Here is a 24,377-nt window from a genome sequence, read left to right as displayed (position 1 = left end):
CTCTGCGGTTCCATTTCCAAAAAAACAAAAAGCGCCCCTCTGACGAAGGACGCTTTTCTTATCGTCGAGACGCGATACATCGCGCCTTCATAGTATTGATTAACCGTTGATAGCAGGAGCGCTGATTGCAACGGGAGCAACTTCAGCAGATGCTAAGTCGAGAGGGAAGTTGTGAGCGTTGCGCTCGTGCATCACTTCCATACCGAGGTTAGCGCGGTTGAGGATGTCTGCCCAAGTTCCAATCGCACGACCTTGAGAGTCAATTACCGATTGGTTGAAGTTGAAGCCGTTGAGGTTGAACGCCATGGTGCTGATACCCAGTGCGGTGAACCAGATGCCTACCACTGGCCATGCTGCCAAGAAGAAGTGCAAGGAACGACTGTTGTTGAATGATGCGTATTGGAAGATCAAGCGACCGAAGTAGCCGTGTGCTGCCACGATGTTGTAGGTTTCTTCTTCTTGTCCGAACTTGTAACCGTAGTTCTGAGATTCGGTTTCAGTTGTTTCACGAACTAAGGAAGAGGTTACCAAGCTTCCGTGCATTGCACTGAACAAGGAGCCACCGAATACACCTGCTACACCTAACTGGTGGAAGGGGTGCATCAAGATGTTGTGCTCAGCTTGGAACACCAACATGAAGTTGAAGGTTCCAGAGATACCCAAGGGCATACCGTCAGAGAAGGAACCTTGACCGATGGGGTAGATCAAGAAGACTGCGGTTGCAGCAGCAACGGGTGCGCTGAATGCTACGCAAATCCAAGGACGCATACCCAAGCGGTAGGACAATTCCCACTCACGACCCAAGTAGCAGAAGACGCCAATCAGGAAGTGGAAAACCACCAACTGGTATGGACCGCCGTTGTACAACCACTCATCTAAGGAAGCGGCTTCCCAGATGGGGTAGAAGTGAAGACCGATGGCGTTAGAAGAAGGAACAACTGCACCAGAGATGATGTTGTTGCCGTAGAGTAAGGAACCTGCAACAGGTTCGCGGATACCATCGATGTCTACTGGAGGAGCAGCGATGAAAGCAATGATGAAGCAGATCGCTGCGGATAACAGTGTGGGGATCATCAATACGCCGAACCAGCCTACATAAAGGCGGTTTTCGGTGGAGGTGATCCAGTTACAGAACTGCTCCCATACGCTTGCGCTTTCGCGACGTTGTACAGTTGTGGTCATGACTGATATAAGTGCTGTATGTATGTGGTATGTATGTTTCAAAAGTCAAGGTAGAATTTTCTACCTGCTGATTACAATATTAAACATACTGTTACAGTTTGTAAAGCCTCTTAAGAAAAATTTTTTAGCCTCTGAAAAAAAGGCAAATAAGGGACCTTAGCCCTATACCAGAAAAGGTGCAAGTTGATCTGTGATGTTAATCAAACTTTAGAGATGACAGCGATCGCTCAACATTCAGAGCTAAAAACTTATCAACAGGAGCGTACATCCACCAACACGAGGAAAATTGAGAACTGTAGCTATTTTTCTGGAATCCCAATGCCGAACCTAGTTGTTCATCTCTAGGAAGGACTGCGATCGTATACAGATCGCAAAGGTTAGGAAACTCTATTTGCATCCTAATTAACGTTTTTTGTAAATCCTCCAATAACAGACAAATATTCTCTCGCTGCTTGTAGGGAGAGTCTATGAGCCAGATTCTTATACATATAGATGTACAACTTGGATCTTCCGATAGAGCGATTTTGAAAGGGTCAGCTTCTTTAGAACTATCCAGCAGGAAAAGACTGTTGCGAGGAGGGAGAAAGAAATTGTTCTCAGATTCCCTAGCTATAGGATGCAAAGCGTAAAACCCAACGGGATGTTGATTATCGCGACGGCGCAGGACTCGCATACCAGTAGGATACTGCTCAGCCCAGACTCGCAGTATTTTGACTATTCTATGGGGGTCAACAGTTGTCTTTTTGTTAAGAAAGTTAAAGTCACGAGCCAAAAAACTCGCAACGGGAATGGTATCCGTTCGGGGATTGTAATTATCTGTTACAAGTTGTGTAGATTTAGCAGCGCGAAAACCTTCTGGCAGATTGGACAGTAAAGATCTCACCCGAATGCAGGTACTGTTACCATCAAAGTCTTTTTCAATCAATCCCAAAGCCACCAGTTGATCGATCATCATACCTGCTGCACGTTCGCTTCCCCGCCCGGTGTTTTGTTGACCGTAGAAAATTTCATAAGCTTCGCGGTGCGTACAAGAAACGAATCCATCTGGTATGTCTAATTGAGACAAAGGGGGTTGTATCCGCTTGCCAAGTTCTTGCTTTTGCTTAAGTAAAAGATATGCCCACAATTTAACGAAATACTCTGCTCGTCGGCGTGTTACACCAACTCTTCCGATGAGAAGAGAAATGTACTTGTGTTGTTGCTCAACTGGAAACCATTGGTCAATACTTGCATAATTCATAGGTCATTTATCCCTGGTCACTGGTCACTGGTCACTGTAAAAAAAACTTCACCCTGCTTCAGTTGACTTCAGGACGTTTCCAGCAAAAAACGTTGACTTCAGACTTATTGCTTAACCTACAGGTTACGGTATGGACACTGCAGAGCCAAAAAAATAACAATCGATTTATGCAGCTGGTTGATTGCGACTGGTGCTTAGTTGTTATGCGTGCTTACTCGTAGAGGAGATTTATCATGTGCTTTGCAGAAGAACATAAATATATCACTTCTAACCAAAAAGAAAAATTGAATAAACAAAATTATCATGGTAAGCAATTACAACCTGAGTCAAGGGCTTACCTGTTACAAGCTGTCATTGAAAGCTTTGTAGACGGTCTTTTAATACTGACTACTCAGGGCGAACTGCTTCAAGCTAATGAATGCGCCCGCCAAATTTGCCGACAAACAATGTGCGGGAGAAATTTTGTTGATACAGTTCCAGAGGAGATTTGGCGTGTTTGTGAGTCTTTGATCGATAGCCGCGAACTTTTTCCAGAAGAACGCATTGTTATCGAATCTGACATACAAACCGATAAAGGTGTAAAACTGCGGATTCGAGCCAGATGGTTGGCTTTAGATGCGAGCGAACGAAATGTTATGTTGGTGATTTTAGAAGACCGCAACCAAACTCATCAAAGTCTGGCTTTCTTTGATGCTAAAAAATACGGGCTGACTCACCGAGAAGCGGAGGTTTGGTTGCTGCGCCAAGCAAATCTTTCATACAGGGAGATTGCAGAAAGGCTTTATATCACTATCAACACGGTTAAGAAGCATTTAAAAAATATTTATGCCAAGCAACAGGAGATGATGTGCATGCAATAAAGGAAAATGAAGGGAAGTGGAGGATATCTATGTCTACTTCTCAAACTGTTACTTACAGTCCTGCTTATACAATTGTGCCTACCTATGAGTGTTTTAATCGCTGCACGTATTGCAATTTTCGCACCGATCCTGGTAAAAGTCCTTGGATGACAGTTTTGGATGCAGAAAAGCTTTTAAAACAACTTCAAAATCAAAATGTTTGTGAAATATTAATTTTGAGTGGGGAAGTACATCCCCATTCTTCACAACGTCAAGCTTGGTTTCAGAGAATTTATGACTTATGCCAATTAGCATTTTCTCTGGGTTTTTTACCGCATACGAATGCGGGACTGCTTAGTTTTGAAGAAATGCAAAGGCTCAAGGAAGTTAATGTTTCCATGGGGTTAATGTTGGAGCAGTTAACCCCTGTATTGTTGGAAACTGTTCACAAACACGCGCCGAGTAAATTACCAGAAGTCAGGTTACAACAATTGCAGTGGGCGGGTGAATTAAGGATACCGTTTACAACTGGGCTGCTTTTAGGAATTGGTGAAACAGAAAAAGATTGGTGGGAGAGTTTAGAAGCTATATCTGCTCTTCAACAAAGATATGGCAATATACAGGAAGTTATTTTGCAACCTCACAGCCCTGGAAGTCAACAAATTTTGGCTGCTCCACCTTTTAATCCATGTCAGCTTCCAGAAGTTATTTCTAAAGCACGTCAAATTTTACCGGAAGATATTACTATTCAAATTCCACCAAATTTAGTTCAAGATTCACAATGGTTATTGGAATGTGTGGAAGCTGGTGCTAGGGATTTGGGTGGTATTGGACCAAAGGATGAAGTCAATCCTGATTATCCTCATATTCAATACCAAAGATTGCAAGAAATATTGAAGTCTGGTGGTTGGAAGTTGGTTCCGCGTTTGCCTGTTTATCCACAATTTGATGCTTGGCTGTCGGTGGAGTTGCAAGCGGGGGTGAAGAGGTGGCGGTATAGGATTAAAAATATATGAACCGCAGAGGGCGCACCAGAACGCGGAGGCAATACTGCTCGGTTAAGCGTAAAAATAAGAAAATACGTAGGTTGGGTTGAGGAACGAAACCCAACATTTACAAGCATTTGTTGAGCTTCTCCAAGAGTTTTCCTAACCCACAAAAATTCTTATCCGAGTAATATTGAGTCCTAAATCAGTTATGAAAAGTTAGAACGCCGACTTCTTCAAGAAGTCGGCGTTCTGGGCACAGTCGATTGCTACAAATCAGATAAGATGACTGTATCATAGATTTCTATTGGAAATTTCTATTTTATGGCGCAAGAAACTGCAATTTTAAGACGTTTATTTAACGCTTTTGATCCGTCTCGACCTTTACCAGATGGAGACCCACTTTATGTTGACTGTCAAGAGGTACGAGGAGATGGCGATATTAAGGAAGAAATAGGACGAGAAATTTTGTATTCTAACAGTATGACATATCAGATCTATGCTGGTCATCGTGGAGCAGGAAAATCAACTGAACTGTTGCGGCTCCAAAGGTATTTAGATAATTATGGCTGTTATGTAGTTTATTTTGCAGCAGACGATCAGGACATTGAACCTGAAGATGCTGAGTATACTGATATTCTTTTGGCTTGTACGCGACATTTGCTAGAAAGTCTCCGCAATATTGCTCGACCTGAACCTTTGCTAAAATGGTTAAGAGAGCAATGGGAAGACTTAAAAGATTTGCTATCTACCCCAGTATCTTTGGAAACTTTAGAAGTAGAGACACTAATACTGAGCAGGCAATTGAAAACTTGAAAACAGCAATTAATCTTAATCCCGAAGAATATCGAGAGATGGCAAAAAATGATTCTGATTTTGACAACATTCGTCAAGACGATCGCTTTCAATCACTAATTTCTAAAATAGAAAGGTAAATTTAGATGTCAGAAATAATTAACATTGAACGAGCAATTTTGGATAATTTACGGGTACTTCCAAATGAACAACAACAGGAAGTACTAAATTTTATAGAATTTCTCGTGCAAAAAGTAAGAAAAATCGAACCAATTAGTAACGAAGATTTAAATGATAGTATTTTATCAACAATTGACCAACAAGAACAGCTATCTATGCAAGAAATTGCTAAGCTACCTGTGCAAGAACGTCACAAAATACTAGCACCTTATATAGCTCTTACATCTGAAGATTTCATTCAAGACAAAGAATTAACAGAATTTTCTGTTTTGGATAGCGAAGACTGGGATACTGAAAATGAATAGTCCCAAACGAGGTGAAATTTGGCTTGTGCAACTCGATCCAACTAGAGGACAAGAAATTCAGAAAACTCGACCTGCTATTGTAATTAGTTCTAATATGTTGAATACTATTCCAATGCGAATAATCGTGCCTATAGCAACTTGGCAACCTAAATTTCAAAATCGCCCTTTTATGGTTCTTATTCAGCCAACTGATGACAATGGTTTAGGCTCTGATTCAGCAGGGAATATTTTACAAGTTCGGAGCGTGACAACTGAGCGATTTGTCCGACGTTTGGGAATAGTGTCTGAAGAGGTTATGCAGAAATTACTAGCAGTTTTAATCATCTGTATTGATTATTCTCCTGAAGTCACAACTGACTGATTGCTTTGATAAAGATAGTTGGCATTAAGAAACTACAACTGGTGCTCGATTTTCCCAAAACTTTTCCCCTCTAGCTGCTATAAAGTTACTCAGGAACTCTTCTAGAGAACTTGCTGCCTTATACCATTCCTCACGCTCATCTAATGGCAAAGCAATCATTACTTCTCCAAAATCTGGTGTTTGTTCATTGCACCTGAGTACCAACAGTTCAGAATCTCCTAAAAATTCTCCTAGAATTAAATCTGATACTCGAAAATCTTCCAATCTTTGAGAAATCTTTTTCTCTTGCTCTTCAATTGTTTGATAGGGCGACCACACAATAAGACCCCACTGACCATAGGTAGTATCTTCAAACAAGCGTAGTTCTGACGTTTTATTCCAAAGTTGCTGTACTGATTCGGGTAACTTAATCTCTAAAATCTCCTCAAGTCTCTTTGGTTCCCAAGGTTCTGGTGGAAGAATTTGACAAGATAAATTCATTTGTTTAGCTGTAGGATACCTCATCAACGTTGACTTACCTTTTTCATAGCCGCATCACACCACATCCTTATAGCTTGCTCCATCGCTTCGCTGTGACCTATTTCTAATTCAATAGCTAGCTGTTTGAAATTTTTAACTAAATCCTTGGGTAAGTAAGCAGCACTTTGGGTGTAATCGCTATGGGTGCGTTTATTAATTCGAGTTCCCATGATGAAAAAAGTCAATTTGCTGTTATGCTAGCATAATAGTCGGATACCCGCACCTGAACTCTTATTGCAAACAGTTGGCAACCTCAAAGCGTGATGTAAAATGGTAAGAGTAGGATTCGGGGGACCATTACTGGTCAAAGGCGCTTATCGAGACTATTTTCGGTAACCTCCAAGGTTTAAAATCGAGCCAGCTGAAACAACTACAGCGGCTATATCACCAGCGCATACCGGGCGATCGCATCACTACGCCTGAGTTTTCCCAGCGACTGGCTGCTATTAGTAGCGAAATGAATCAGCCCGTGTGTACTTACCTCAACCGTCGCGGACAAGTGATCCGCGTAGGGGTCGGGACACCACGTCAAACGCAAATTCCACCTTTGGAATTGCCGCGTTATGGTGCTGAACGACTGAGCGGTATCCGTTGCATTGCGACTCACTTGAAGTCAGAACCGCCTAATGAAGTGGCGCTGACTTCTATGGCGTTGCAACGATTGGATGCCCTTGTCATGCTCAATGTGACTGGAACGGGATTTCAACGGCGAGGTGGTGGTGCGACTGGATACGTTAAGGAAGCTTATTTAGCTCACTTAGCACCCCAAGATGCTCGTGCCTTCATCACCAGTCCGGCGATGAGAACGGCTGCTCCATATCTTTCTTCTTCTGAAGGGGGCGATGAGGAACCGAAAGGACAAGAGGGTAACCTTACACCTGCTAATTGGAGTGCTAGTTGGAGCATATCACCTCCTTTGAGCTTGGATATGCTGACAAAACAGGACTTCATTGAGTTAGTGGAAGGACTCGAATCCGAGTTCCGACGGGAATATGTCGCCCAAGATGTAGACACAGACCACGATCGCGTTCTGATTGTTGGGGTGATGACGGATGAGCTAACGACTCAACAATTCCACGATACCCTTGAAGAACTGGGGCGATTGGTGGATACTGCAGGCGGAGAAGTTTTGCAGAACATGAGACAAAAGCGATCGCGCATCCATCCCCAGACAGTAGTCGGTGAAGGTAAGGTACACGAAATTGCCTTAACTGCTCAAACTTTGGGAGCAAATTTGATCGTGTTTGATCGCGATCTCTCACCCGCTCAGATTCGCAATTTGGAATCTCAGATTGGGGTTCGAGTGGTGGACCGCACGGAAGTTATTTTAGATATTTTTGCTCAACGCGCTCAATCTCGTGCGGGGAAACTACAAGTTGAGCTAGCCCAGTTAGAGTATATGCTGCCGCGTTTGACTGGTAGAGGTCAAGCCATGTCCCGACAAGGGGGTGGTATTGGGACTCGCGGTCCTGGTGAAACTAAGCTGGAAACGGAACGCCGTGCTATTCAACGACGCATTGCCCGATTGCAGCAAGAAGTTAACCAACTTCAAGCACACCGAGAACGATTGCGCCAAAGACGGCAACATCAAGAAGTTCCGTCCATCGCTATTGTTGGATATACCAATGCTGGTAAATCTACCTTATTAAATGCTTTAACTAACGCTGAAGTTTACACGGCTGACCAATTATTTGCCACTCTCGATCCCACCACGCGCCGCTTGGTTGTTCCTCATGGGATGAGTGGTGACACTCAAGAGATTCTGGTAACCGATACTGTAGGATTTATACACGAATTGCCTGCATCGCTGATGGATGCCTTCCGTGCCACTTTGGAGGAAGTCACAGAAGCTGATGCCCTATTGCATTTAGTGGATTTATCCCATCCTGCATGGTTAAGCCACATACGCTCGGTTAGAGATATTTTGGCTCAAATGCCAGTCACTCCCGGTCCAGCCCTGGTTGTTTTTAATAAGATTGACCAAGCGGATAGTGAGACCCTAGCACTTGCAAGGGAAGAATTTCCTTTAGCAGTATTTATTTCTGCAAGCAACCGCTTGGGATTGGAAACCCTGCGTCAAAGGCTGGGACAGTTAGTGCAATATGCTACCTCCTGCTAAATAGTTTCCCAATAATTTATTCAATTGAGTGGGATGTCGCTCCTAGCCCGTCCCACTCAATTTGGCAGGTAAGATGTCCACCCACTCCACTACTGTATGGGCGCAATGCCTCGCGCCTCTACTAACAATTAACAACGACAGGCGAGACGCCTGTCCTACACCACTAACAACTAACAACTAACAACTAACCACTAACCACTACAATTTAAAATTAAGAAATATTAATAAACCCTGAGGATATTATGACTGCAAAAGTAGAAATTTACACTTGGAGAACTTGCCCGTTTTGTATCCGTGCTAAACAATTACTGACACACAAGGGAGTTCATTTCACTGAATACAGTATTGATGGAGATGAAGCAGCACGGAATAAAATGGCTCAACGGTCAAATGGAAGGCGATCGCTGCCACAAATTTTCATTAACAACCGTCATGTTGGGGGCTGCGATGACATCCACGCCCTAGACTCTCAAGGAAAGTTAGACGAGCTACTGGCCTCCTAAGAAATTATAAATTCTAAATGATAAAACGTTTCATAATTTATAATTTACAATTCACTTGAGGCAGAAAGCGTGAAACTGGCTTTTATTATCGACCCCATCCACCAGCTCGATCCTTGTCACGATACCAGTGTTGCACTAATGGAAGCAGCACAAATTTTGGGACATGAGGTTTGGATCACTCAAGCTAACTTACTTGCTGTGGTAGAAGGCAAAGCTTGGGCAGTTCTGCAACGGGTAGAACTGGTACCAGTGCAATTGGTGGAGGGACGTTATCAAAAAACGGACTCTTGGTATAAATTGATCGATACTTCTGGCACGCTCCTTTGCCTGGAAACAATGGATGCCGTGTTCATGCGAACCGATCCACCTGTCAATACCGCATACCTTTATGCGACTTACATTCTAGATTACATCGACCAAAACAAAACTTTAACGATCAACACTCCAAGAGGTATTCGGGCGGCAAACGAAAAAATGTATGCCCTTCAATTCACTCAAGCAATTCCAGAAACTATTGTGACTGCTGATAAGCAGTTAATTCGTCAGTTTGTAGAAGCTAAAGGTTCGGCTGTCCTCAAACCATTAGGGAACAAAGCAGGAGAGGGAATTTTATTCTTAGAACCGAGCGATCGCAATTTCAACTCCATAGTCGAACTGAGTACCCTCCAAAGTCGCGTTCCAGTGATGGTGCAAACCTACTTGAGTGAGGCAAAAGATGGAGACAAGCGTATTATCTTACTGAATGGTGAACCCATTGGTGCTGTTAACCGCCTCTCTGCCCGTGGTGAATTTCGGAATAATATGGCTGCAGGTGGCACAGTTGCCAAGACTGAAATCACTTCTAGGGAGCTTGACATTTGTGTTCAACTAGCTGATACCTTACGCCAAGAAGGTTTAATGTTTGTTGGGATTGACGTTATTGGCGGTTACCTTACCGAAGTTAACGTCACCAGTCCCACTGGAGTCAGAGAGATAGACCGATTGGACGGAATTCGCCTTGGAGAACGGGTGATTCAATGGGTCGAGCAAGCGGTAAACAAAAATAAAAAATAGTTTACAAGCATTTTGGTAGTAACTTCTCCTTCAGTCAAACTGGTAGTGAGAAGTTTTTAATTATCCAGCGTAATTTCCAAAGACACCCTGGCAAACCTATACGGTTGCGAAAAACATTGGAAATTACAGTAAGCAGTACTGGGTGCCAAAAAAATCTAAGTAAGCAGAAAATGGTTAGGTGTAGAAAAACTCCTACAACCTCGATAACCGTAATTGGCAAAACCTTTAACGAATAAAATATAGTACCAATTTGAAAAAAGAATGTGACAGATAATTGGATGAGACTAAATCCACAGAAAGGCTTTCTCAATCCAAAATCTAAAATCTACTCATCCAAAATGGTATAAGTCAGGTAAGGTTTTCTCAATCCAAATTATTAAAGATATCAGTTGAGATCTTTAAAATCTCTTAACCAGATTGCATTCATAAATTTACAACTCTTTAGTTATTACGAGGTGGACGGCGGCTGCGAAGGAAATCCGGTATATCCAATCCTGGTTTTTCTTTCGGTTCGGACATAGGTGATGGCGGATTGATAGGTGGTGTTTGTGGCATTTGTCGCCTTCCTGGAGGTGGAGGTGCTACTACCCCTCTAGGTTGATTCACATTTTGAGGCGGTACGGACTGGGCTTCACCTGTGAAACCGGTCGCAATGACTGTCAGCCTCACCTCTCCTTGCAGCCTGTCATCAATCACGGCTCCAAAAATAATATTAGCGTTGGGATCGACTACCTCGTATATGGTTTCAGCAGCAGCGTTCACTTCATGCAAGGTTAAGTCGCTACCACCAGTGATGTTAAAAACAACACCTCTAGCCCCTTCTATAGAACTTTCTAATAAAGGCGAAGAAATGGCTGCGATCGCCGCTTCTCTTGCTCTTGATTTACCCGAACCAATACCGATCCCCATCAATGCCGAGCCTGCATCTGCCATGACAGCCCTGACATCGGCAAAGTCAACGTTAATCAAGCCAGGAATAGTAATTATATCAGATATACCTTGGACGCCTTGACGCAGCACATCATCTGCATAACGAAAAGCATCTTGCATGGGTGTTTGCTCGGGGATCACTTCCAACAGCTTGTTATTGGGGATGATGATGAGGGTGTCCACCCTACTTTTTAAACCTTCAATGCCTTGCTCTGCTTGCTGAATGCGTCGGCGTCCTTCAAAGATAAACGGACGAGTGACGACACCCACGGTCAGAGCACCCATTTCCTTGGCGACTTCCGCGACAATTGGAGCCGCACCAGTTCCTGTTCCACCCCCCATTCCCGCAGTGATAAAGACCAAGTCCGAACCTTCTAAAGCCCTAGCAATTTCGTCTCGCGATTCCTCAGCTGCCTTTTGACCGATTGCTGGATTGCCACCTGCACCCAAACCTCGAGTCAATTTCTGTCCAATTTGCAAACGGCTTGGAGCTGCTGTCAAGGTGAGAGCTTGAGCATCGGTGTTAATTGACCAAAACTCTACCCCTATCACATCGGACGCAATCATGCGGTTAACAGCATTGCTACCACCACCACCAACACCAATAACTTTGATATTGGCAACTCGACCAGGAACAATGTCGCCCATGCGGGTATCTTCGCGCTCGACTTTCTTGCTGTCATGATTTTGACTAAAGTTTACCACGGAATGGCTGAAGGGATTGGTTGAGTTGGTGGACAGTGAGTACCCCGATTGTCCAGGTGACTGTGAGTTTTTATAGGTAAGCCCTTGGTTATTATCAAGTGTCATTGGATTTGCGGTCTTGTAGATAAACGACTTTTTCAGGTGTTATTCACCTAGTAGTAGTCTGAGGCTGCCACAATATATGGCATTGTTTGCTTTTTCTCTCTACTTCCAACCCGGCGAGTGAATTGGAGGCACGAAAGCTAGCTCTTGGGTTTACCATTATGGCATCTAGCTCACAGCGATCTTAAAAGTGAAGTATACCTATGTTTACCTAAAATGGACTTAGATGACTTCCACTTTTACATCGATATATTCACTGTAATGAAAGCTGATTTCGATTAGTATACCTTTGGTATCTCCAATAATTTCTCCGTATTTTTGCTAGTGATTGACATCAGAAACGAACTTTGTCCCAGGAGAACTATAATTTTTCTTCTGCTTCTCGTTTCGTACACTAGGTTTTTTGGGATAAATTTCAATTATTTAAAATTTTAAAATCCTTATTCCACTAGTGTCTCAAAACCTTGAGAGCTTCAATATTGCCTCCTCGAAGTAATTTTAAGTTATTGCGTAACGTACAAACCTGAAATAAGTGCATAATTTGTAAAGACCTGCCGTGGCAGGTCTCTCGATTTGTCATCACCATTTGAACAGTAGGATTTACCATTATGGATTCTTGCAACTTAAGATGAATACTAGGTAAGCTGCAGGCGCTTTCCAGACCCAACGCTACAATCGGACTCTCTAACATCATGCACCCCGTCTTGAGATGTTAGGGTAAAAAACAACGTGCCGTTTTCTACCAAAATGGAAGATTTTACGACTCTTTCTTCCATTTTAATGAGAAATTTACGTTTATTTTTACATTAGTGACACCGAATAACAAAAATTCTATACTTATCAGCATAGAACTTCTCTAATAATTAATTGTGTTTTATACATCAAACACAGTAATTTTTTTAAGGTCTGGGTGCGTTAAGCAACCGCTTTTTTTGGTTCATTTGTACTATGGGAGAGTCAGGATTTTTTAAATCAATGTACTCTATTTGGCTGGGATTCAGTTGTGCTGGCAGATGACGCATCTGTGCCAATACCTTGATTTTTTCAAGGAGTTGAAAGTTGGGTGCTCCAAAATGCACGTTTCCCAATTCTGTTTTCAAAATTAAATTGGTTGGGTCTTGAAAATCAATTTCCAGAACATGAACAGAACTTTGGGTAATAGCTTGATAAAGTTGAGTCCAATACGGGCGGTACTGCTCTGGGGAACCAATAACCTTAAGCTTGGGTAACTGTACATTTGGATTTAGTGCTTTCTCCTTGCCTAGAGGCATCCAAACACCATTGGCATCAAGTAACCCTACAGATACTTTTTTATTGATAGAACCCTTATTTCCCTGCTTTGTGCGAGTCGGCGCAATAGCGAATACCGCTTCTGTTGGGCAATCAGTTGGGCTGCTCTTCCCCTGTGTTGAAGGCACGGGGCAATCCTGTAAAGCAGAATTAGAGCGTATTACGCGCTCCGCGATCGCTACAGGTTCTCGCTCGTCAATTTGGACAACTAACCCTGGTGGAAACAAACGACGACTCACTGTCGCTTGTGCAATAGTCGGTTCCTGCTTTAAAGACTCAGCAAGCCTGTAAGGTTCTATACGCCATAAAGACTGGGGGTAAGAGAGTACGAGCCGTGACTGAACAACTTCGTCAGGTAGTAGATGATTACCTAATATAACTATATCTTTAGAAGTCTTTAATACCCAAATTGGTTGGATTGTTACCCATAGCAATCCACTCGCTAGCGAACTCACGGCAAAAGTTCGCCAAGCAGCCCGAATAAATTTCATCTGCCGTTGTTGACGTAACTTTTTACGACGACCTTGCAAATCTGCGCGGGAAACTGATACTATACCAGCCATTAAAACCCTTCTACCCTTTCATACCGAGTCGTTGTTGGGCTCGTCTTTTGTATATTAATGTTAGCTAGAGACACCTGATTTTCATAATTTTAAATTTTTACTCATTGAGGTTTGTAGCCAGGAATGTTTCTGAATGTAGCCTTTCTATTTTATGATGGCAACCATTTCGTTATTAAAAAGCTACAATCAACTTATTGACAAAATAGCTTTTATTTGCTTATTGATTTGGGAACGGGCAATGGGCAATGGGCAATGGGCAATGATGACTTTTAGTGGTTAGTGGTTAGTGGTACAAGAATTACTACTAACTACTAACTACTAACATAATGCCCAGTTCCCAATTTGCCATATTCGATCTTCTCCAAGATATGTAGCCTCTTTTTCTAAACATAAGTAACATTTAGAACATTCTAAGTGATGTTGTTCTCTGCTGCTTCATGTCATAATTTAATCATGTACTATCTACCATATGGGGGTTGACAAATCAGAAATCAAGTATAGCGTCTACTATGGTGAAGTTCCTAAAGCAGCACATTAGAGTTTGTCAAAACTATAACATTAGCTGTAAAAAGGATTATTGGCTTAGTGCATCAGGGATAACTAAATCTCTACTACAGTATGGGTGATTTTACAAACATACAGTTAATACCATATTAAGAGCTAATCTCCAAGAAACGGGATAACTGTTTTAAGAAAAGTATAAATTGTATGTAACATCATGCAGCACACTTAAGTAGAGATAATTTGTTATGTATACAAATACATCTGCATCTACATGAAAACAACATTGAATTTATCACGCTTTTTCAAAGCTTGTAACCCCAGTAAGACGTTGGTTATGGGCGACGCATCTGACAGGCAATACTACATCGACTTCTCTACTGTACGCGGTTGTAAAATTGTAGAGGAATTGCAACGGACAATCACCCGTATTTCCCCGGACGAACCGACCTGTCAGTTATTTACAGGTCACATTGGTTGCGGTAAGTCAACCGAGTTGCAAAGACTTAAGGCAGAACTAGAACTTGCTGGATTTCACGTAGTGTATTTTGAATCCAGTCAAGACTTAGATATGGCGGATATAGATGTCAGCGATATTTTGCTGAGTGTAGCCCGTCAGGTGAGTTCCAGTTTGGAAACAATAAACATCAAAGTTAGACCTGGTTACTTTGCCAACTTGTTTAAAGAGATAGGGGATTTTTTGCAAACCCCTATAGATTTGTCAGCACAGGCGGAACTGTCATTGGGGATCGCCAAAATAAGTGCTAAAACAAAAGACAGCCCTCAGCTGCGAACTCAATTGAGACAATACTTAGAACCACGTACCAACAGCATTTTGCAAGCAATTAACGAAGAAGTCTTAGATAAGGCTATTGAACAATTGAAGTTACGGGGTCAAAAAGGGCTAGTCGTGATTATCGACAATTTAGATAGAGTCGATATGCGTCCGGTAGCATCCGGGCGATCGCAACCAGAATACCTTTTCATCGATCGCGGCGAACAACTCCGGCGACTCAAATGTCACGTTGTTTACACAATTCCTCTGTCGTTAATTTTTTCTAACGAGTACCAGACACTCAAAAATCGTCTTGGCGGTGGTGTTGCTCCCAAAGTTTTACCAATGGTACTTGTGCGCCAAAGAGATGGTAGCGATTACGAAACGGGAATGTCTTTATTAAGACAACTTGTGTTAGCAAGAGCTTTTCCCGAAGCAGAACCATTACAGAGGCTGGAATTCATTACAGAGTTATTTGATAAACCCGAAACCCTCAATCGCCTGTGTCGTGTCAGTGGCGGTCACATTCGTAACTTACTAGGATTGCTTTATAGCTGCTTGCAAAGAGAAGATCCACCTTTTTCAGAGGATTGTTTGGAAGCTGTTATTAAAGACTATCGCGACGATCTCTTGCTAGCCATTGATGAAGAAGAATGGCAAATGTTGTATGAAGTTATACAACAACAAAGCTTAAGTGGTGAGTCAGATTATCAGAGATTGCTTCGGAGTATGTTTGTTTTTGAATACCGAGACCCCCAAGGGCGCTGGTTTGGCATTAGCCCTGCATTAGCAGAAACAGACAAAGTTTTGACTTGGCAGAAAAATCGTGACCAGTAACCAGTGACCAGTGACCAGTGACCAGGTCATTGAACATTGAGCATGAGTTATTCTCCCTCACTCCCCTTTGTCCCTAACCTTAACCACTAACGATAACAGGCGAGACGCCTGTCCTACGCCACTAACCCTTAACCACTAACGATAACAGGCGAGACGCCTGTCCTACGCCACTAACCCCTAACCACTAACCACTAACATATGAAAGAGAATCAAAGCGAAAATCAAGGTTCTCTACAAAGATTAATAAGAGCGATCGCACTTTCGCAAGGTCAATTTGCTCTAATTTTAGTTCGTTGCAATTATCGGCAACTTCAAGAGCAAATTATGATGGATTTCCGTTCTCTCAATAAAGATAAATATGTCCAAGAAGTTGTTCTTTCTCCATCAACAACAACTTTACATAGCACTTTATTCCAAGTGCTTTATCCAAAAAATTCTGACCTTGCTATCGGCTTTTTTCCATCAGGTTTAATGGTTTTTGGACTTGAGTCAGTTATTTTGATTGAAGACTTGCTGACAGGCTTTAACCAAGCAAGGGATATTTACGCTCACAATTTTCCCTTTCCCTTGGTTTTATGGTTGACAGATGAAGTGGCAATGATGCTTTCAAGATTAGCACCTGATTTTAAGAGTTGGGCTGCAACTACCATAAAATTTGAAATGGCACAAAAAGATTTAATGGCTCTGGTGCGAAAAGAAACAGAGTCATTATTTACTAAAGTTGTAGAAGCTGGAGTCAAAAAATTTTTACTCAATACCGCCCTTGATTTAGACCCAAAATCACAGCATCGCAAGGAAATTGAATCAGCACGTCAGGATTTGCTTCGCGTTTATAATGTCACCTTAGAGACGGATTTGGAAGCAGGGCTTGAATTTGTTTTAGGTCGCGATTATTATGCTAGAGATGAAATTAATAATGCTTTATATCATTATCAACAGAGTTTAACTCTTTGGCAGCAGCAGTTCAGCATTGAGGAAATAGCATCCTCCCCCTCTCCTTATTTCTTAAGATATGCAATAGTCTTATTTCACTTGGGATTGTGCTATCTTCGTATGGCAGATTTATGCCCCTCTGTCAGCAAAAGAAACTGGCAAGATGCTCTTGTCTGGTTTCAAAAATGTTTAAATATTTTGGATACCATACAAAGAAAAGATTTAATTGCCAAATTTATTTTGCCTGCTTGTGAAATGCTGAAAAGCTTGCAAGCTTGGGAAGACTTGGAAAAACTAGCTCGCAAATCTCTAGAATTACACGAAATTTACGGTACTCAAGCACAAATTGCTCAAGATTATGGCTTTTTATCGGCTGTAAATGCTTCTAAATTTAATTGGTTGGAAGCTTATAAATTAGCAAGTCAGGCATTAAACATTGCGGAAGGTGCTTTAGATGTTTCACGACAGCAGGAGAGTTGGTATCTTCTGTTGCTTGGACGCGCCCAAAGACATCTAGGTGAGTGGGAGGAAGCAGTCAATAATTTGGAATGGGCAAAAATTGTTTGTGAGTTGCAGTACGATCCTTCACTTTATTTGGAGATTTTAAAAGAATTACATTCTCTCTACTTTTTTGAAGATCGTAACTACCTAGAAGCTTTTAAGCTCAAACAAGAAAAAATTCAAATAGAACATCAGTATGGTTTTCGTGCTTTCATAGGAGCGAGTCAATTACAGCCACAACGCTATAGAATTAATCCCATACATAGTTCGCAGGAAATTCCCTCTTTTCCAGAAGAAGTTGCTCGGGAAATAGCCACTTCTGGAAGGCAACAAGATGTCAATCGTTTAATTGAAAGAATTACTCGTGCAGATTGTAAACTCACAGTTATTCACGGCTCAAGCGGTGTTGGGAAAAGTTCAATTATTAAAGCTGGGTTATTACCAGCATTAAAACGAAAAGTTATTGGCGATCGCCTTCCTATAACAGTTTGTTTGTCTGTATATAATGATTGGAGTGCAACAATTTTTCATAATATTAATTTAACAATTGATGGTGATGAAACCCAAGACTATCCGGAAAATTCAATATTGGATATTATCAAAAAAATAAAATTTGCCACTCATCGAAATTATACAATTATTCTTATTTTTGACCAATTTGAAGAATTTTTCTTTGTTAACACAGAATCACAAGTCAGAAGAGAATTTTACGATTTTTTGTCTGAGTGTTTAAATCTGCCTTTTGTGAAAGTTCTTCTTTCCATGAGAGAAGATTATTTACATTATTTATTAGAATTAGAACGCTACAGTCAGTATAAAAAAAATGCTTGTGATTTAGGAATCATTAATGGAGACATTCTTGATAAAGATATCAGATACTATTTGAGTAAATTTTCCAGTCAAGATGCAATTAATATTATCAAAAGTCTGACCCAACGTTCTTATTATGAAGCTCAAGATGCATTAATTAACAAATTAGTACAAGATTTAGCAGGTGAAGTTGATGAAGTTCATCCAATTGAATTACAAATTGTAGGGGCTCAATTGCAAGCGGAAAACATCACAACTCTTGAAGAGTATCTGCTTTGTGGAGGCTCGGAAAAACTGGTACAGCGATGGCTAGAAGAAGTTCTCAAAGATTGCGGAGAAGAAAATGAATATATAAGCTGGCAATTACTTTTTGAGTTAACTCATGAAAAAGGTATCCGACCTCTTAAAACTAAAACTGAGTTACTATCTGCTCTAGCTCAAGAGGAAGGAGGAAGTGGGGTAGTAGGGGATAAGGGCAACTTCTCTTTTTCTTCTCTTTTCTCCAGTTTAGAACTCATTTTAGAAATTCTTGTGGGCAGTGGACTAGTGCTGAGAATACGTGAAGAAACAGGCGATCGCTATCAGTTAGTTCATGATTATTTAGTAGAACCTATCCGCCAAAAAAATCATTATGAAATTAATGCTAAGTTAGAAAAAATTCGCTTTCAAAAAAACAAAGCTGAAGTCGCTCAAAAGCTCTCTCAAAAGCAGCTAAATTCCGTTTTACAAAGAAGATTGCGAGAAGCACGTTTAGTAGGTTTTTTATTGACCATGCTGTTAACAGCAATAGGAGGATTGTGGTGGAACGCCCATTTACAAAAAAGAGCAGCAATCCGACAAACTTTACGAGCAGAGCGTAGCGAAACTAATTTAAAAATTAGTGCTTTAACCGCAGCAAGTGAAGCTTTATTTGCCTCTAATAAAGAGTTTGATGCTTTACTAGAAAGTTTACGAGCGTTTCGGAAAATGAAACAAACACAAGATGTGCTTCCAGATACGCAGATGCGAGTTGTGACAGCCCTACAGCAAGCAGTCTACGGAGTCACAGAGGTAAACCGTTTGGAAGGGCATCATGATATTGTTTGGGCTGTTAGTTTTAGCCTAGATGGTCAGTTATTAGCATCAGGGAGTACAGATCGAACCATAAAACTGTGGCGTCGTGATGGATTTTTACTCCAAACTCTTAAAGGTCACAGTGATGCTATCACCAGCTTAACTTTTAGTCCTGATGGACAAACTTTAGCCTCTGCCAGTCTTGATAAAACTGTAAAACTTTGGCGCAGAAACTCAATCACAGGAACTTTTGATCTATTACCATATAAAACTCTCAAAGGGCATAAAGATTGGGTTTATAGCGTGAGTTTTAGCCCTGATGGTACAATTCTGGCTTCTACTAGCAAGGATGGAAGTATATATCTTTGGCGTACTGATGGTAGCTTAGCCAAAAGACTTCAAGGACACCAAGGTTGGGTTAATTGGGCATGCTTTAGCCCTGATGGTAAATTTATTGCTTCAGCAAGTGACGACAAAACAATAAAAATTTGGCGGCGAGATGGTCGTTTGATGAAGACTTTATTGGGACATCAAAAGGGGGTGACTTCTGTTGCTTTCAGTCCAAACGGTCAAATGCTAGCATCAGCTGGACGGGACAAAACTGTGAAGCTTTGGCGTTGGTCTGATTCCGATAATCAAGATGGTTTAATATTTCGTCTTGACAAAACTTTACAGCACCATAATTCTACCATTTGGAGTGTTAGCTTCAGTCCTGACAGCAAACAATTAGCTTCAGCAGGTGATGACAATACTATCAATCTCTGGAGTGCTAGCGGTAGATTGATTAAGAGTTTTAAGGGTCATAGCGATGCTGTTGCGAGTGTGGCTTTTAACCCAGATAACAAATTTTTGGTATCGGCAAGTTATGACAAAACTGTGAAACAGTGGAGTTTAGAACCACCAAGGCTTCCGATTTTGAAAGGTCATACCGACAGAGTCTTGAGCGTTGCTTGGAGACCGGATGGCAAAATGCTAGCTTCAGGTAGTCGCGATCGCACGGTAAAATTGTGGTTGCGAGACCGTCATGGCAGTGGAATGGAAACCCGTCTTTACAAAACTTTAACGGGACACAAAGACAGAGTGCCTAGCGTCAGTTTTGACTCATCTGGGAAAATCTTGGCTTCTGCGAGTTATGACAAAACTGTCAAACTTTGGCGAAGCGACGGTTACTTGCTGAAAACCCTCACAGGGCATAGTGATAGCGTTATGAGTGTCAGTTTTAGCCCTGATGGAACGTTATTGGCATCGGGTAGTAAAGATAAGACTGTTAAGCTTTGGAATCGCGAAGGTAAATTGCTTGCCACTTTAGAAGGGCATAACGGTTGGGTAAATAGCGTGAGTTTTAGCCCTGATGGTCAGGTTTTAGCTTCAGCCAGTGATGACCAAACGGTAAAACTTTGGCGGCGAGATGGTACTTTGCTCAAGACTTTTTCTCCTCATGAGGGCTGGGTGATGGGTGTAGGGTTCAGTCCTACCGACCATTTGCTAGCATCTGCGAGTTGGGACAACACTGTTAGATTGTGGCGGTGGGATGGCAAGTTGTTAAAAACTTTACTTAAGGGATATAGCGACAGTGTCAATGCAGTGACTTTTAGCCCAAATGGTGAGATTATTGCTGCAGCAAGTTGGGACAGTACTGTCAAACTTTGGAGTCGTGATGGCAAGTTAATTAAAATTCTTAACGGTCACCAAGCCCCAGTATTGGGTACTAGCTTTAGCCCTGATGGTGAAACTTTGGCATCCGCTAGTGATGACAACACAATTATTCTGTGGAATTTAGATATTCATGACCTGCTGAATCGGGGATGCTATTGGGTAGGTGATTATCTCAAGTACAACCGCAATGTTGACCAGCGCGATCGAAATTTATGTTACAACAGTGACCAGTAATCAGTGACCAGTGACCAGTGACCAATTTCCAAGATAGCGATTGTTCGTAGAGAATCTCTACTCCTTACTCCCTACTCCCTACTCTCTACTCCCCAAAGAGGTTTCACTTTCCACTACCAGTCCGTCGCTACTATTGTCAACAGTTGGTTCTTGTTCTAAATGTTTTAGAAAGCGTTGCAACTTCATCCGCTCTATGTAAGGCCAACCACCCTCAGCCTCAATATTACGCAGCAGGGAATAGAGTGCTTGACGGTTATCAGGCAAACTTTGCTGGAAAGCCCCTTCCCGAATTTCTTGGTGTAACTGCTCGAGCTGTCGCAGTAAGGCTAAAAGAGCAATAGTGTCGCTTTGCGAATCCTGCACTGCGGTGTTTACAGCAGATGCGATCGCTTGCAGTTGGGGAGACAAGTTAGCTGATGAATTGACTGACTCGGTTGCTTTGCCGTTGTGACTCATTGAAACCTCTGTTGGAAACCTGTCTCAACCTTCGGTATGGACTACCCCTCAATTTACCGCAAGTCGTTTGCTTCGATTATAAATCTATAGAGCGAGAATTGCTTTTACTTTCTTGCTCCCCTTTTATAGTACTGTTCTTTGACTTCTCCCACGGTTTCAAGCCGTGGGATTCATGCGTAGATCCGCACAGGCTGAGTCAAACCGCCCCTACCTATCTGGCTCAGGTCTAGCCCAAGCCTCGTAGCTACTTTGTTTAGTATATTTGCTGCTCTATTTAGATCAGCGTTGCATTTTATACCTTTGAGCAATCTGTCCGTCTCACACCGCGCATGACAGTTGAAACACTACGTCACACTTCGTGTTTCAACTTTGTGGGCTTTCTGCTTTGAATACTGTAAAGACTCCGGAAAAGCACTCAAGCGATCCCAGCATTCTAGTTCAAAATTAAAACGTTTTGATTTTGAGTTAAAAAAAATCGTATGATCTGGCTGATGATTCGCTAATTGCCCATCCAACAATGGGCTGTATGTAAAACGGTGGATTTTTCTAGTATCCTACAGCCACACATCTTGTCAAGATGCTGTGCTTGGGCTATTTGGGGGTTTTCTCCAGGAAAAGAAAGCTAAACGTTAAGCACATTTAGCCATCAGTTTTACTACATAATTAATAATTTTTTACATTGAGGTTAACCATGAGGTTTCGCGCTTTAATTGTGGCAATCTTGGCTTTATGCATGGGGTTTTTAACTGCTTGTAGTGAACCAACTGGTTCTAGTACAGATTACCTGACCTATGACCAAATTAGAGGAACTGGTTTGGCTAACAAATGCCCGCAACTAGCAGAAACCAGTCGCGGTTCGATTCCCATCGATCCTAAAGGGGCTTATGTCATCAAAGAACTTTGCCTAGAACCAACCCAATTCTTTGTAAAAGAAGAGCCACTTAATAAACGGCAACAAGCAGAATATGTTGGTGGCAAATTGTTAACTCGCCGCACTTACTCTCTTGACCAAATTTCGGGAGATCTGAACGTCAATTCCGATGGTAGCCTTACTTTTGTAGAAAAAGATGGTTTTGACTTCCAAGCCGCCACTGTTAAACTTCCTGGCGGTGAAAGCATACCCTTCTTATTCACTGTTAAAGGTTTGGTTGCTCAATCACAACCAGGCTTAACGAGCATTAATACCTCCACGGATTTTGAAGGTAGTTTCAAAGTGCCCTCTTATCGTGGTGCGACTTTCCTTGACCCCAAAGGTCGCGGTGTTGCTAGCGGTTATGATAACGCAGTGGCTCTCCCCGCTCAAGCAGACGATAGTGAACTTGTGAATGCTAACGTTAAGAGAACTGATGTTTTAAAAGGCAAAATCTCTTTGCAGGTAGCAAAAGTAGATAATGGTACTGGTGAAATTGGAGGTACTTTCGAGAGCGAACAGCCTTCAGACACAGATTTGGGTGCGAAAGAACCTGAAGAAGTTAAAATTCGCGGTTTGTTCTATGCTCGGCTTGAACCTCGTGCCTAGTTCTCTTTAAAAATAGGGAGTAGGGAGTAGGGATTGGAAATTGGAGACTGGGAGGAGAACTTTTGATTCTAGTTACCACTCCCTAGTTCCCAATCCCTCGCTTTTTATATTCACGATAATTGAAGTGTCAGAACCCCGGTTTCTTCAAGAAACCGGGGTTCTAATTTCCCCTTATCCGAGTAGTATTGACTCCCCACTCCCCACTCCCTTTTTATTGTTAATTATAAGAATTCAGTATAATTTCGGTTGGTATTTTGGTAGCAAATTTTCTATGTTATTTCTATGTAGTTTTTAAAAACTACCGACCATACCAAAGTTAACTAAAAAACCAAAAATCCATCGTATTTAAATTAAGCCGCATTGTTCGTTCGCGAAGCGCAAGCCGTACCCGGCTATCGCCATTGGTAAGTGTGCTATTACAAAAGTCCTAACCTATTGGAGAACAATGTGCAAACAATCCCATGTCTGGCGACAAGCTGCTACCTTCACCGGAAGCCGCGCCTTGTCGTCTGCTTGTTAGTGGCTATAAGAGTCTTGTACTCAAGAGATTCCAGGTAGGCTACAAAGGCTGAATTTCCAGACACAATTGCAGCTTAGTTTAACAACGAGTACCCAACTTTTTATTAAACAAATTAATGCGGTGCTATGCCAACTACAGTCACCAACGAACTGAAACATGAGATTTGGCAGTTGTTGCGAGAATACCAGCAGTCTGGAAGCTCTAATGTTCGCAACCAGCTAGTACAACTGAATTTTGGACTTGTGAGAAAGGAAGCTCATTACTGGATGAATCAGTGTCATGAAAGTTATGAAGATTTGCTCCAAGTAGGTTGTTTGGGCTTGATTCGGGCTATTGAAAGATTTGAAATTTCAAAAGGACACGCCTTTAGTTCTTTTGCGATTCCCTATATTCGTGGCGAAATTCAACACTACCTTCGTGATAAAGGTGTGACTGTACGAATTCCCCGACGATGGTTAGCACTGCAACAGCAGGCGATAGGAGTTTCGCGTTCTTGGCGAGAAAAATACAACCGCCAACCTACTGATTCTGAATTAGCAGTGGCATTAGAAATTTCTGTAGACGAATGGCAGGAAATCAAACTAGCCTGGGCTAATCGCGCTCCACTCAGCTTGGATGTTCCAATCCAGGATGGAGAAGAAGGAGCTACCTGTTTGGGAGAATTAGTTCCAGATAATCGCTACCGCAGTTTTCAACTAGCACAAGAAGACCAAATTCGCTTGCAACAAGCTTTAGTACAGTTAGAAAACCGTACTCGTGAAGTCTTGGAATTTGTATTTTTACAAGATTTAACGCAGAAACAAGTGGCAGAGCGTCTTGGTATCAGTGTAGTCACTGTTTCTCGAAGGGTGAAAAAAGGGCTGGATGTACTGAAAAACCTAATGGCTGTGGCAGAAGATTAAGATCTCTA

At 41.9% G+C, this 24,377-nt stretch carries 21 protein-coding genes; 14 read left to right on the top strand and 7 right to left on the bottom strand.

The window, feature by feature from the left end:
* Positions 1-99: 99 nt before the first annotated feature.
* Positions 100-1,182, bottom strand: a complete 1,083-nt coding sequence (gene psbA / locus WA1_RS27605; RefSeq protein ID WP_017745642.1) for a photosystem II q(b) protein — start codon at positions 1,180-1,182, stop codon at positions 100-102.
* 196 nt (positions 1,183-1,378) lie between these two features.
* Positions 1,379-2,422 (bottom strand): hypothetical protein, encoded by a 1,044-nt coding sequence (locus WA1_RS27600; protein WP_017745640.1) that lies wholly within the window; start codon positions 2,420-2,422, stop codon positions 1,379-1,381.
* 233 nt (positions 2,423-2,655) lie between these two features.
* Here WA1_RS27600 and WA1_RS27595 point away from each other — a divergent pair, with 233 nt between their 5' ends.
* The 6 genes from WA1_RS27595 to WA1_RS27575 all read left to right on the top strand — a co-directional run bounded on the left by WA1_RS27595 (position 2,656) and on the right by WA1_RS27575 (position 5,888).
* On the top strand, positions 2,656-3,282 hold the full coding sequence (locus WA1_RS27595) for a helix-turn-helix transcriptional regulator (RefSeq protein WP_017745639.1): 627 nt from the start codon (positions 2,656-2,658) through the stop codon (positions 3,280-3,282).
* A gap of 29 nt (positions 3,283-3,311) precedes the next feature.
* On the top strand, positions 3,312-4,277 hold the full coding sequence (gene cofG, locus WA1_RS27590) for a 7,8-didemethyl-8-hydroxy-5-deazariboflavin synthase subunit CofG (RefSeq protein WP_017745638.1): 966 nt from the start codon (positions 3,312-3,314) through the stop codon (positions 4,275-4,277).
* Between the two features lie 294 nt (positions 4,278-4,571).
* Positions 4,572-5,063 carry a hypothetical protein gene (locus tag WA1_RS27585; RefSeq protein ID WP_017745637.1) on the top strand — a complete coding sequence of 164 codons (492 nt, stop codon included), beginning with the start codon at positions 4,572-4,574 and terminating at the stop codon, positions 5,061-5,063.
* Entirely contained in the window at positions 5,060-5,182 is a 123-nt protein-coding gene (locus WA1_RS60330) for a TPR end-of-group domain-containing protein (RefSeq protein WP_017745636.1), read from the top strand. Before WA1_RS27585 ends, WA1_RS60330 begins: the two co-directional genes overlap by 4 nt.
* 6 nt (positions 5,183-5,188) lie before the next feature.
* Positions 5,189-5,527, top strand: a complete 339-nt coding sequence (locus WA1_RS27580) for a DUF2281 domain-containing protein (RefSeq protein ID WP_017745635.1) — start codon at positions 5,189-5,191, stop codon at positions 5,525-5,527.
* The gene (locus WA1_RS27575; RefSeq protein ID WP_017745634.1) at positions 5,520-5,888 is read left to right on the top strand and encodes a type II toxin-antitoxin system PemK/MazF family toxin; all 369 of its coding nucleotides are present in this window, start codon (positions 5,520-5,522) and stop codon (positions 5,886-5,888) included. Before WA1_RS27580 ends, WA1_RS27575 begins: the two co-directional genes overlap by 8 nt.
* Positions 5,889-5,912: 24 nt before the next feature.
* Here WA1_RS27575 and WA1_RS27570 read toward each other — a convergent pair whose 3' ends face one another.
* Positions 5,913-6,368: an SMI1/KNR4 family protein gene (locus WA1_RS27570; protein WP_158516707.1), complete on the bottom strand. Its 456-nt coding sequence runs from the start codon at positions 6,366-6,368 to the stop codon at positions 5,913-5,915.
* 23 nt (positions 6,369-6,391) lie between these two features.
* Positions 6,392-6,577, bottom strand: a complete 186-nt coding sequence (locus WA1_RS27565; protein WP_017745632.1) for a ribbon-helix-helix domain-containing protein — start codon at positions 6,575-6,577, stop codon at positions 6,392-6,394.
* A 146-nt stretch (positions 6,578-6,723) separates the two neighbouring features.
* Here WA1_RS27565 and hflX point away from each other — a divergent pair, with 146 nt between their 5' ends.
* The 3 genes from hflX (at position 6,724) to gshB (ending at position 10,082) form a co-directional block, all read left to right on the top strand.
* Positions 6,724-8,526, top strand: coding sequence for a GTPase HflX (hflX, locus tag WA1_RS27560; RefSeq protein ID WP_081402951.1), 1,803 nt, complete (start codon positions 6,724-6,726; stop codon positions 8,524-8,526).
* A 242-nt stretch (positions 8,527-8,768) separates the two neighbouring features.
* Positions 8,769-9,029, top strand: coding sequence for a glutaredoxin 3 (grxC, locus tag WA1_RS27555; RefSeq protein WP_017745630.1), 261 nt, complete (start codon positions 8,769-8,771; stop codon positions 9,027-9,029).
* 69 nt (positions 9,030-9,098) lie between these two features.
* Positions 9,099-10,082: a glutathione synthase gene (gshB, locus tag WA1_RS27550; protein ID WP_017745629.1), complete on the top strand. Its 984-nt coding sequence runs from the start codon at positions 9,099-9,101 to the stop codon at positions 10,080-10,082.
* Between the two features lie 441 nt (positions 10,083-10,523).
* Here the strand turns inward: gshB and ftsZ are convergent, their stop codons facing one another.
* Both ftsZ and WA1_RS27540 read right to left on the bottom strand, forming a co-directional pair.
* On the bottom strand, positions 10,524-11,822 hold the full coding sequence (gene ftsZ / locus WA1_RS27545; RefSeq protein WP_017745628.1) for a cell division protein FtsZ: 1,299 nt from the start codon (positions 11,820-11,822) through the stop codon (positions 10,524-10,526).
* An 896-nt stretch (positions 11,823-12,718) separates the two neighbouring features.
* Positions 12,719-13,672 carry a cell division protein FtsQ/DivIB gene (locus tag WA1_RS27540; protein WP_017745627.1) on the bottom strand — a complete coding sequence of 318 codons (954 nt, stop codon included), beginning with the start codon at positions 13,670-13,672 and terminating at the stop codon, positions 12,719-12,721.
* 151 nt (positions 13,673-13,823) lie between these two features.
* On the opposite strand from WA1_RS27540, the gene WA1_RS60325 reads away from it, so the two are divergent.
* The 3 genes from WA1_RS60325 (at position 13,824) to WA1_RS27530 (ending at position 20,972) form a co-directional block, all read left to right on the top strand.
* Complete coding sequence (locus WA1_RS60325; RefSeq protein WP_272819243.1) at positions 13,824-13,952, top strand: hypothetical protein; 129 nt, start codon at positions 13,824-13,826, stop codon at positions 13,950-13,952.
* 495 nt (positions 13,953-14,447) lie between these two features.
* Positions 14,448-15,785: an ATP-binding protein gene (locus WA1_RS27535; RefSeq protein ID WP_017745625.1), complete on the top strand. Its 1,338-nt coding sequence runs from the start codon at positions 14,448-14,450 to the stop codon at positions 15,783-15,785.
* Between the two features lie 198 nt (positions 15,786-15,983).
* Positions 15,984-20,972: a WD40 domain-containing protein gene (locus WA1_RS27530; RefSeq protein ID WP_017745624.1), complete on the top strand. Its 4,989-nt coding sequence runs from the start codon at positions 15,984-15,986 to the stop codon at positions 20,970-20,972.
* A 78-nt stretch (positions 20,973-21,050) separates the two neighbouring features.
* Here WA1_RS27530 and WA1_RS27525 read toward each other — a convergent pair whose 3' ends face one another.
* Entirely contained in the window at positions 21,051-21,428 is a 378-nt protein-coding gene (locus WA1_RS27525) for a hypothetical protein (RefSeq protein WP_017745623.1), read from the bottom strand.
* Between the two features lie 691 nt (positions 21,429-22,119).
* Here WA1_RS27525 and psbO point away from each other — a divergent pair.
* Positions 22,120-22,947 (top strand): photosystem II manganese-stabilizing polypeptide, encoded by an 828-nt coding sequence (psbO, locus tag WA1_RS27520; RefSeq protein WP_017745622.1) that lies wholly within the window; start codon positions 22,120-22,122, stop codon positions 22,945-22,947.
* A 645-nt stretch (positions 22,948-23,592) separates the two neighbouring features.
* Positions 23,593-24,369, top strand: coding sequence for an RNA polymerase sigma factor SigF (locus WA1_RS27515; protein ID WP_017745621.1), 777 nt, complete (start codon positions 23,593-23,595; stop codon positions 24,367-24,369).
* Positions 24,370-24,377 lie beyond the last annotated feature (8 nt).

The organism is Scytonema hofmannii PCC 7110 (assembly GCF_000346485.2).
GTDB lineage: Bacteria > Cyanobacteriota > Cyanobacteriia > Cyanobacteriales > Nostocaceae > Scytonema > Scytonema hofmannii.
Note: the sequence above shows the minus strand (reverse complement) of the source record. Positions and strands in the feature narration are given on the sequence as shown.

What these genes read in the sequence shown, in the direction of transcription:
- cofG (WP_017745638.1), top strand. Translation starts at nt 3,312, where the DNA reads ATGTCTACTTCTCAAACTGTTACTTACAGTCCTGCTTATACAATTGTG.
- psbO (WP_017745622.1), top strand. Translation starts at nt 22,120, where the DNA reads ATGAGGTTTCGCGCTTTAATTGTGGCAATCTTGGCTTTATGCATGGGG.
- WA1_RS60325 (WP_272819243.1), top strand. Translation starts at nt 13,824, where the DNA reads ATGATGGCAACCATTTCGTTATTAAAAAGCTACAATCAACTTATTGAC.
- WA1_RS27540 (WP_017745627.1), bottom strand. Translation starts at nt 13,672, where the DNA reads ATGGCTGGTATAGTATCAGTTTCCCGCGCAGATTTGCAAGGTCGTCGT.
- WA1_RS27600 (WP_017745640.1), bottom strand. Translation starts at nt 2,422, where the DNA reads ATGAATTATGCAAGTATTGACCAATGGTTTCCAGTTGAGCAACAACAC.
- WA1_RS27595 (WP_017745639.1), top strand. Translation starts at nt 2,656, where the DNA reads ATGTGCTTTGCAGAAGAACATAAATATATCACTTCTAACCAAAAAGAA.
- WA1_RS27535 (WP_017745625.1), top strand. Translation starts at nt 14,448, where the DNA reads ATGAAAACAACATTGAATTTATCACGCTTTTTCAAAGCTTGTAACCCC.
- WA1_RS27515 (WP_017745621.1), top strand. Translation starts at nt 23,593, where the DNA reads ATGCCAACTACAGTCACCAACGAACTGAAACATGAGATTTGGCAGTTG.
- WA1_RS27570 (WP_158516707.1), bottom strand. Translation starts at nt 6,368, where the DNA reads ATGAATTTATCTTGTCAAATTCTTCCACCAGAACCTTGGGAACCAAAG.
- WA1_RS27585 (WP_017745637.1), top strand. Translation starts at nt 4,572, where the DNA reads ATGGCGCAAGAAACTGCAATTTTAAGACGTTTATTTAACGCTTTTGAT.
- WA1_RS27580 (WP_017745635.1), top strand. Translation starts at nt 5,189, where the DNA reads ATGTCAGAAATAATTAACATTGAACGAGCAATTTTGGATAATTTACGG.
- WA1_RS27530 (WP_017745624.1), top strand. Translation starts at nt 15,984, where the DNA reads ATGAAAGAGAATCAAAGCGAAAATCAAGGTTCTCTACAAAGATTAATA.
- grxC (WP_017745630.1), top strand. Translation starts at nt 8,769, where the DNA reads ATGACTGCAAAAGTAGAAATTTACACTTGGAGAACTTGCCCGTTTTGT.
- WA1_RS27525 (WP_017745623.1), bottom strand. Translation starts at nt 21,428, where the DNA reads ATGAGTCACAACGGCAAAGCAACCGAGTCAGTCAATTCATCAGCTAAC.
- ftsZ (WP_017745628.1), bottom strand. Translation starts at nt 11,822, where the DNA reads ATGACACTTGATAATAACCAAGGGCTTACCTATAAAAACTCACAGTCA.
- psbA (WP_017745642.1), bottom strand. Translation starts at nt 1,182, where the DNA reads ATGACCACAACTGTACAACGTCGCGAAAGCGCAAGCGTATGGGAGCAG.
- WA1_RS27565 (WP_017745632.1), bottom strand. Translation starts at nt 6,577, where the DNA reads ATGGGAACTCGAATTAATAAACGCACCCATAGCGATTACACCCAAAGT.
- WA1_RS27575 (WP_017745634.1), top strand. Translation starts at nt 5,520, where the DNA reads ATGAATAGTCCCAAACGAGGTGAAATTTGGCTTGTGCAACTCGATCCA.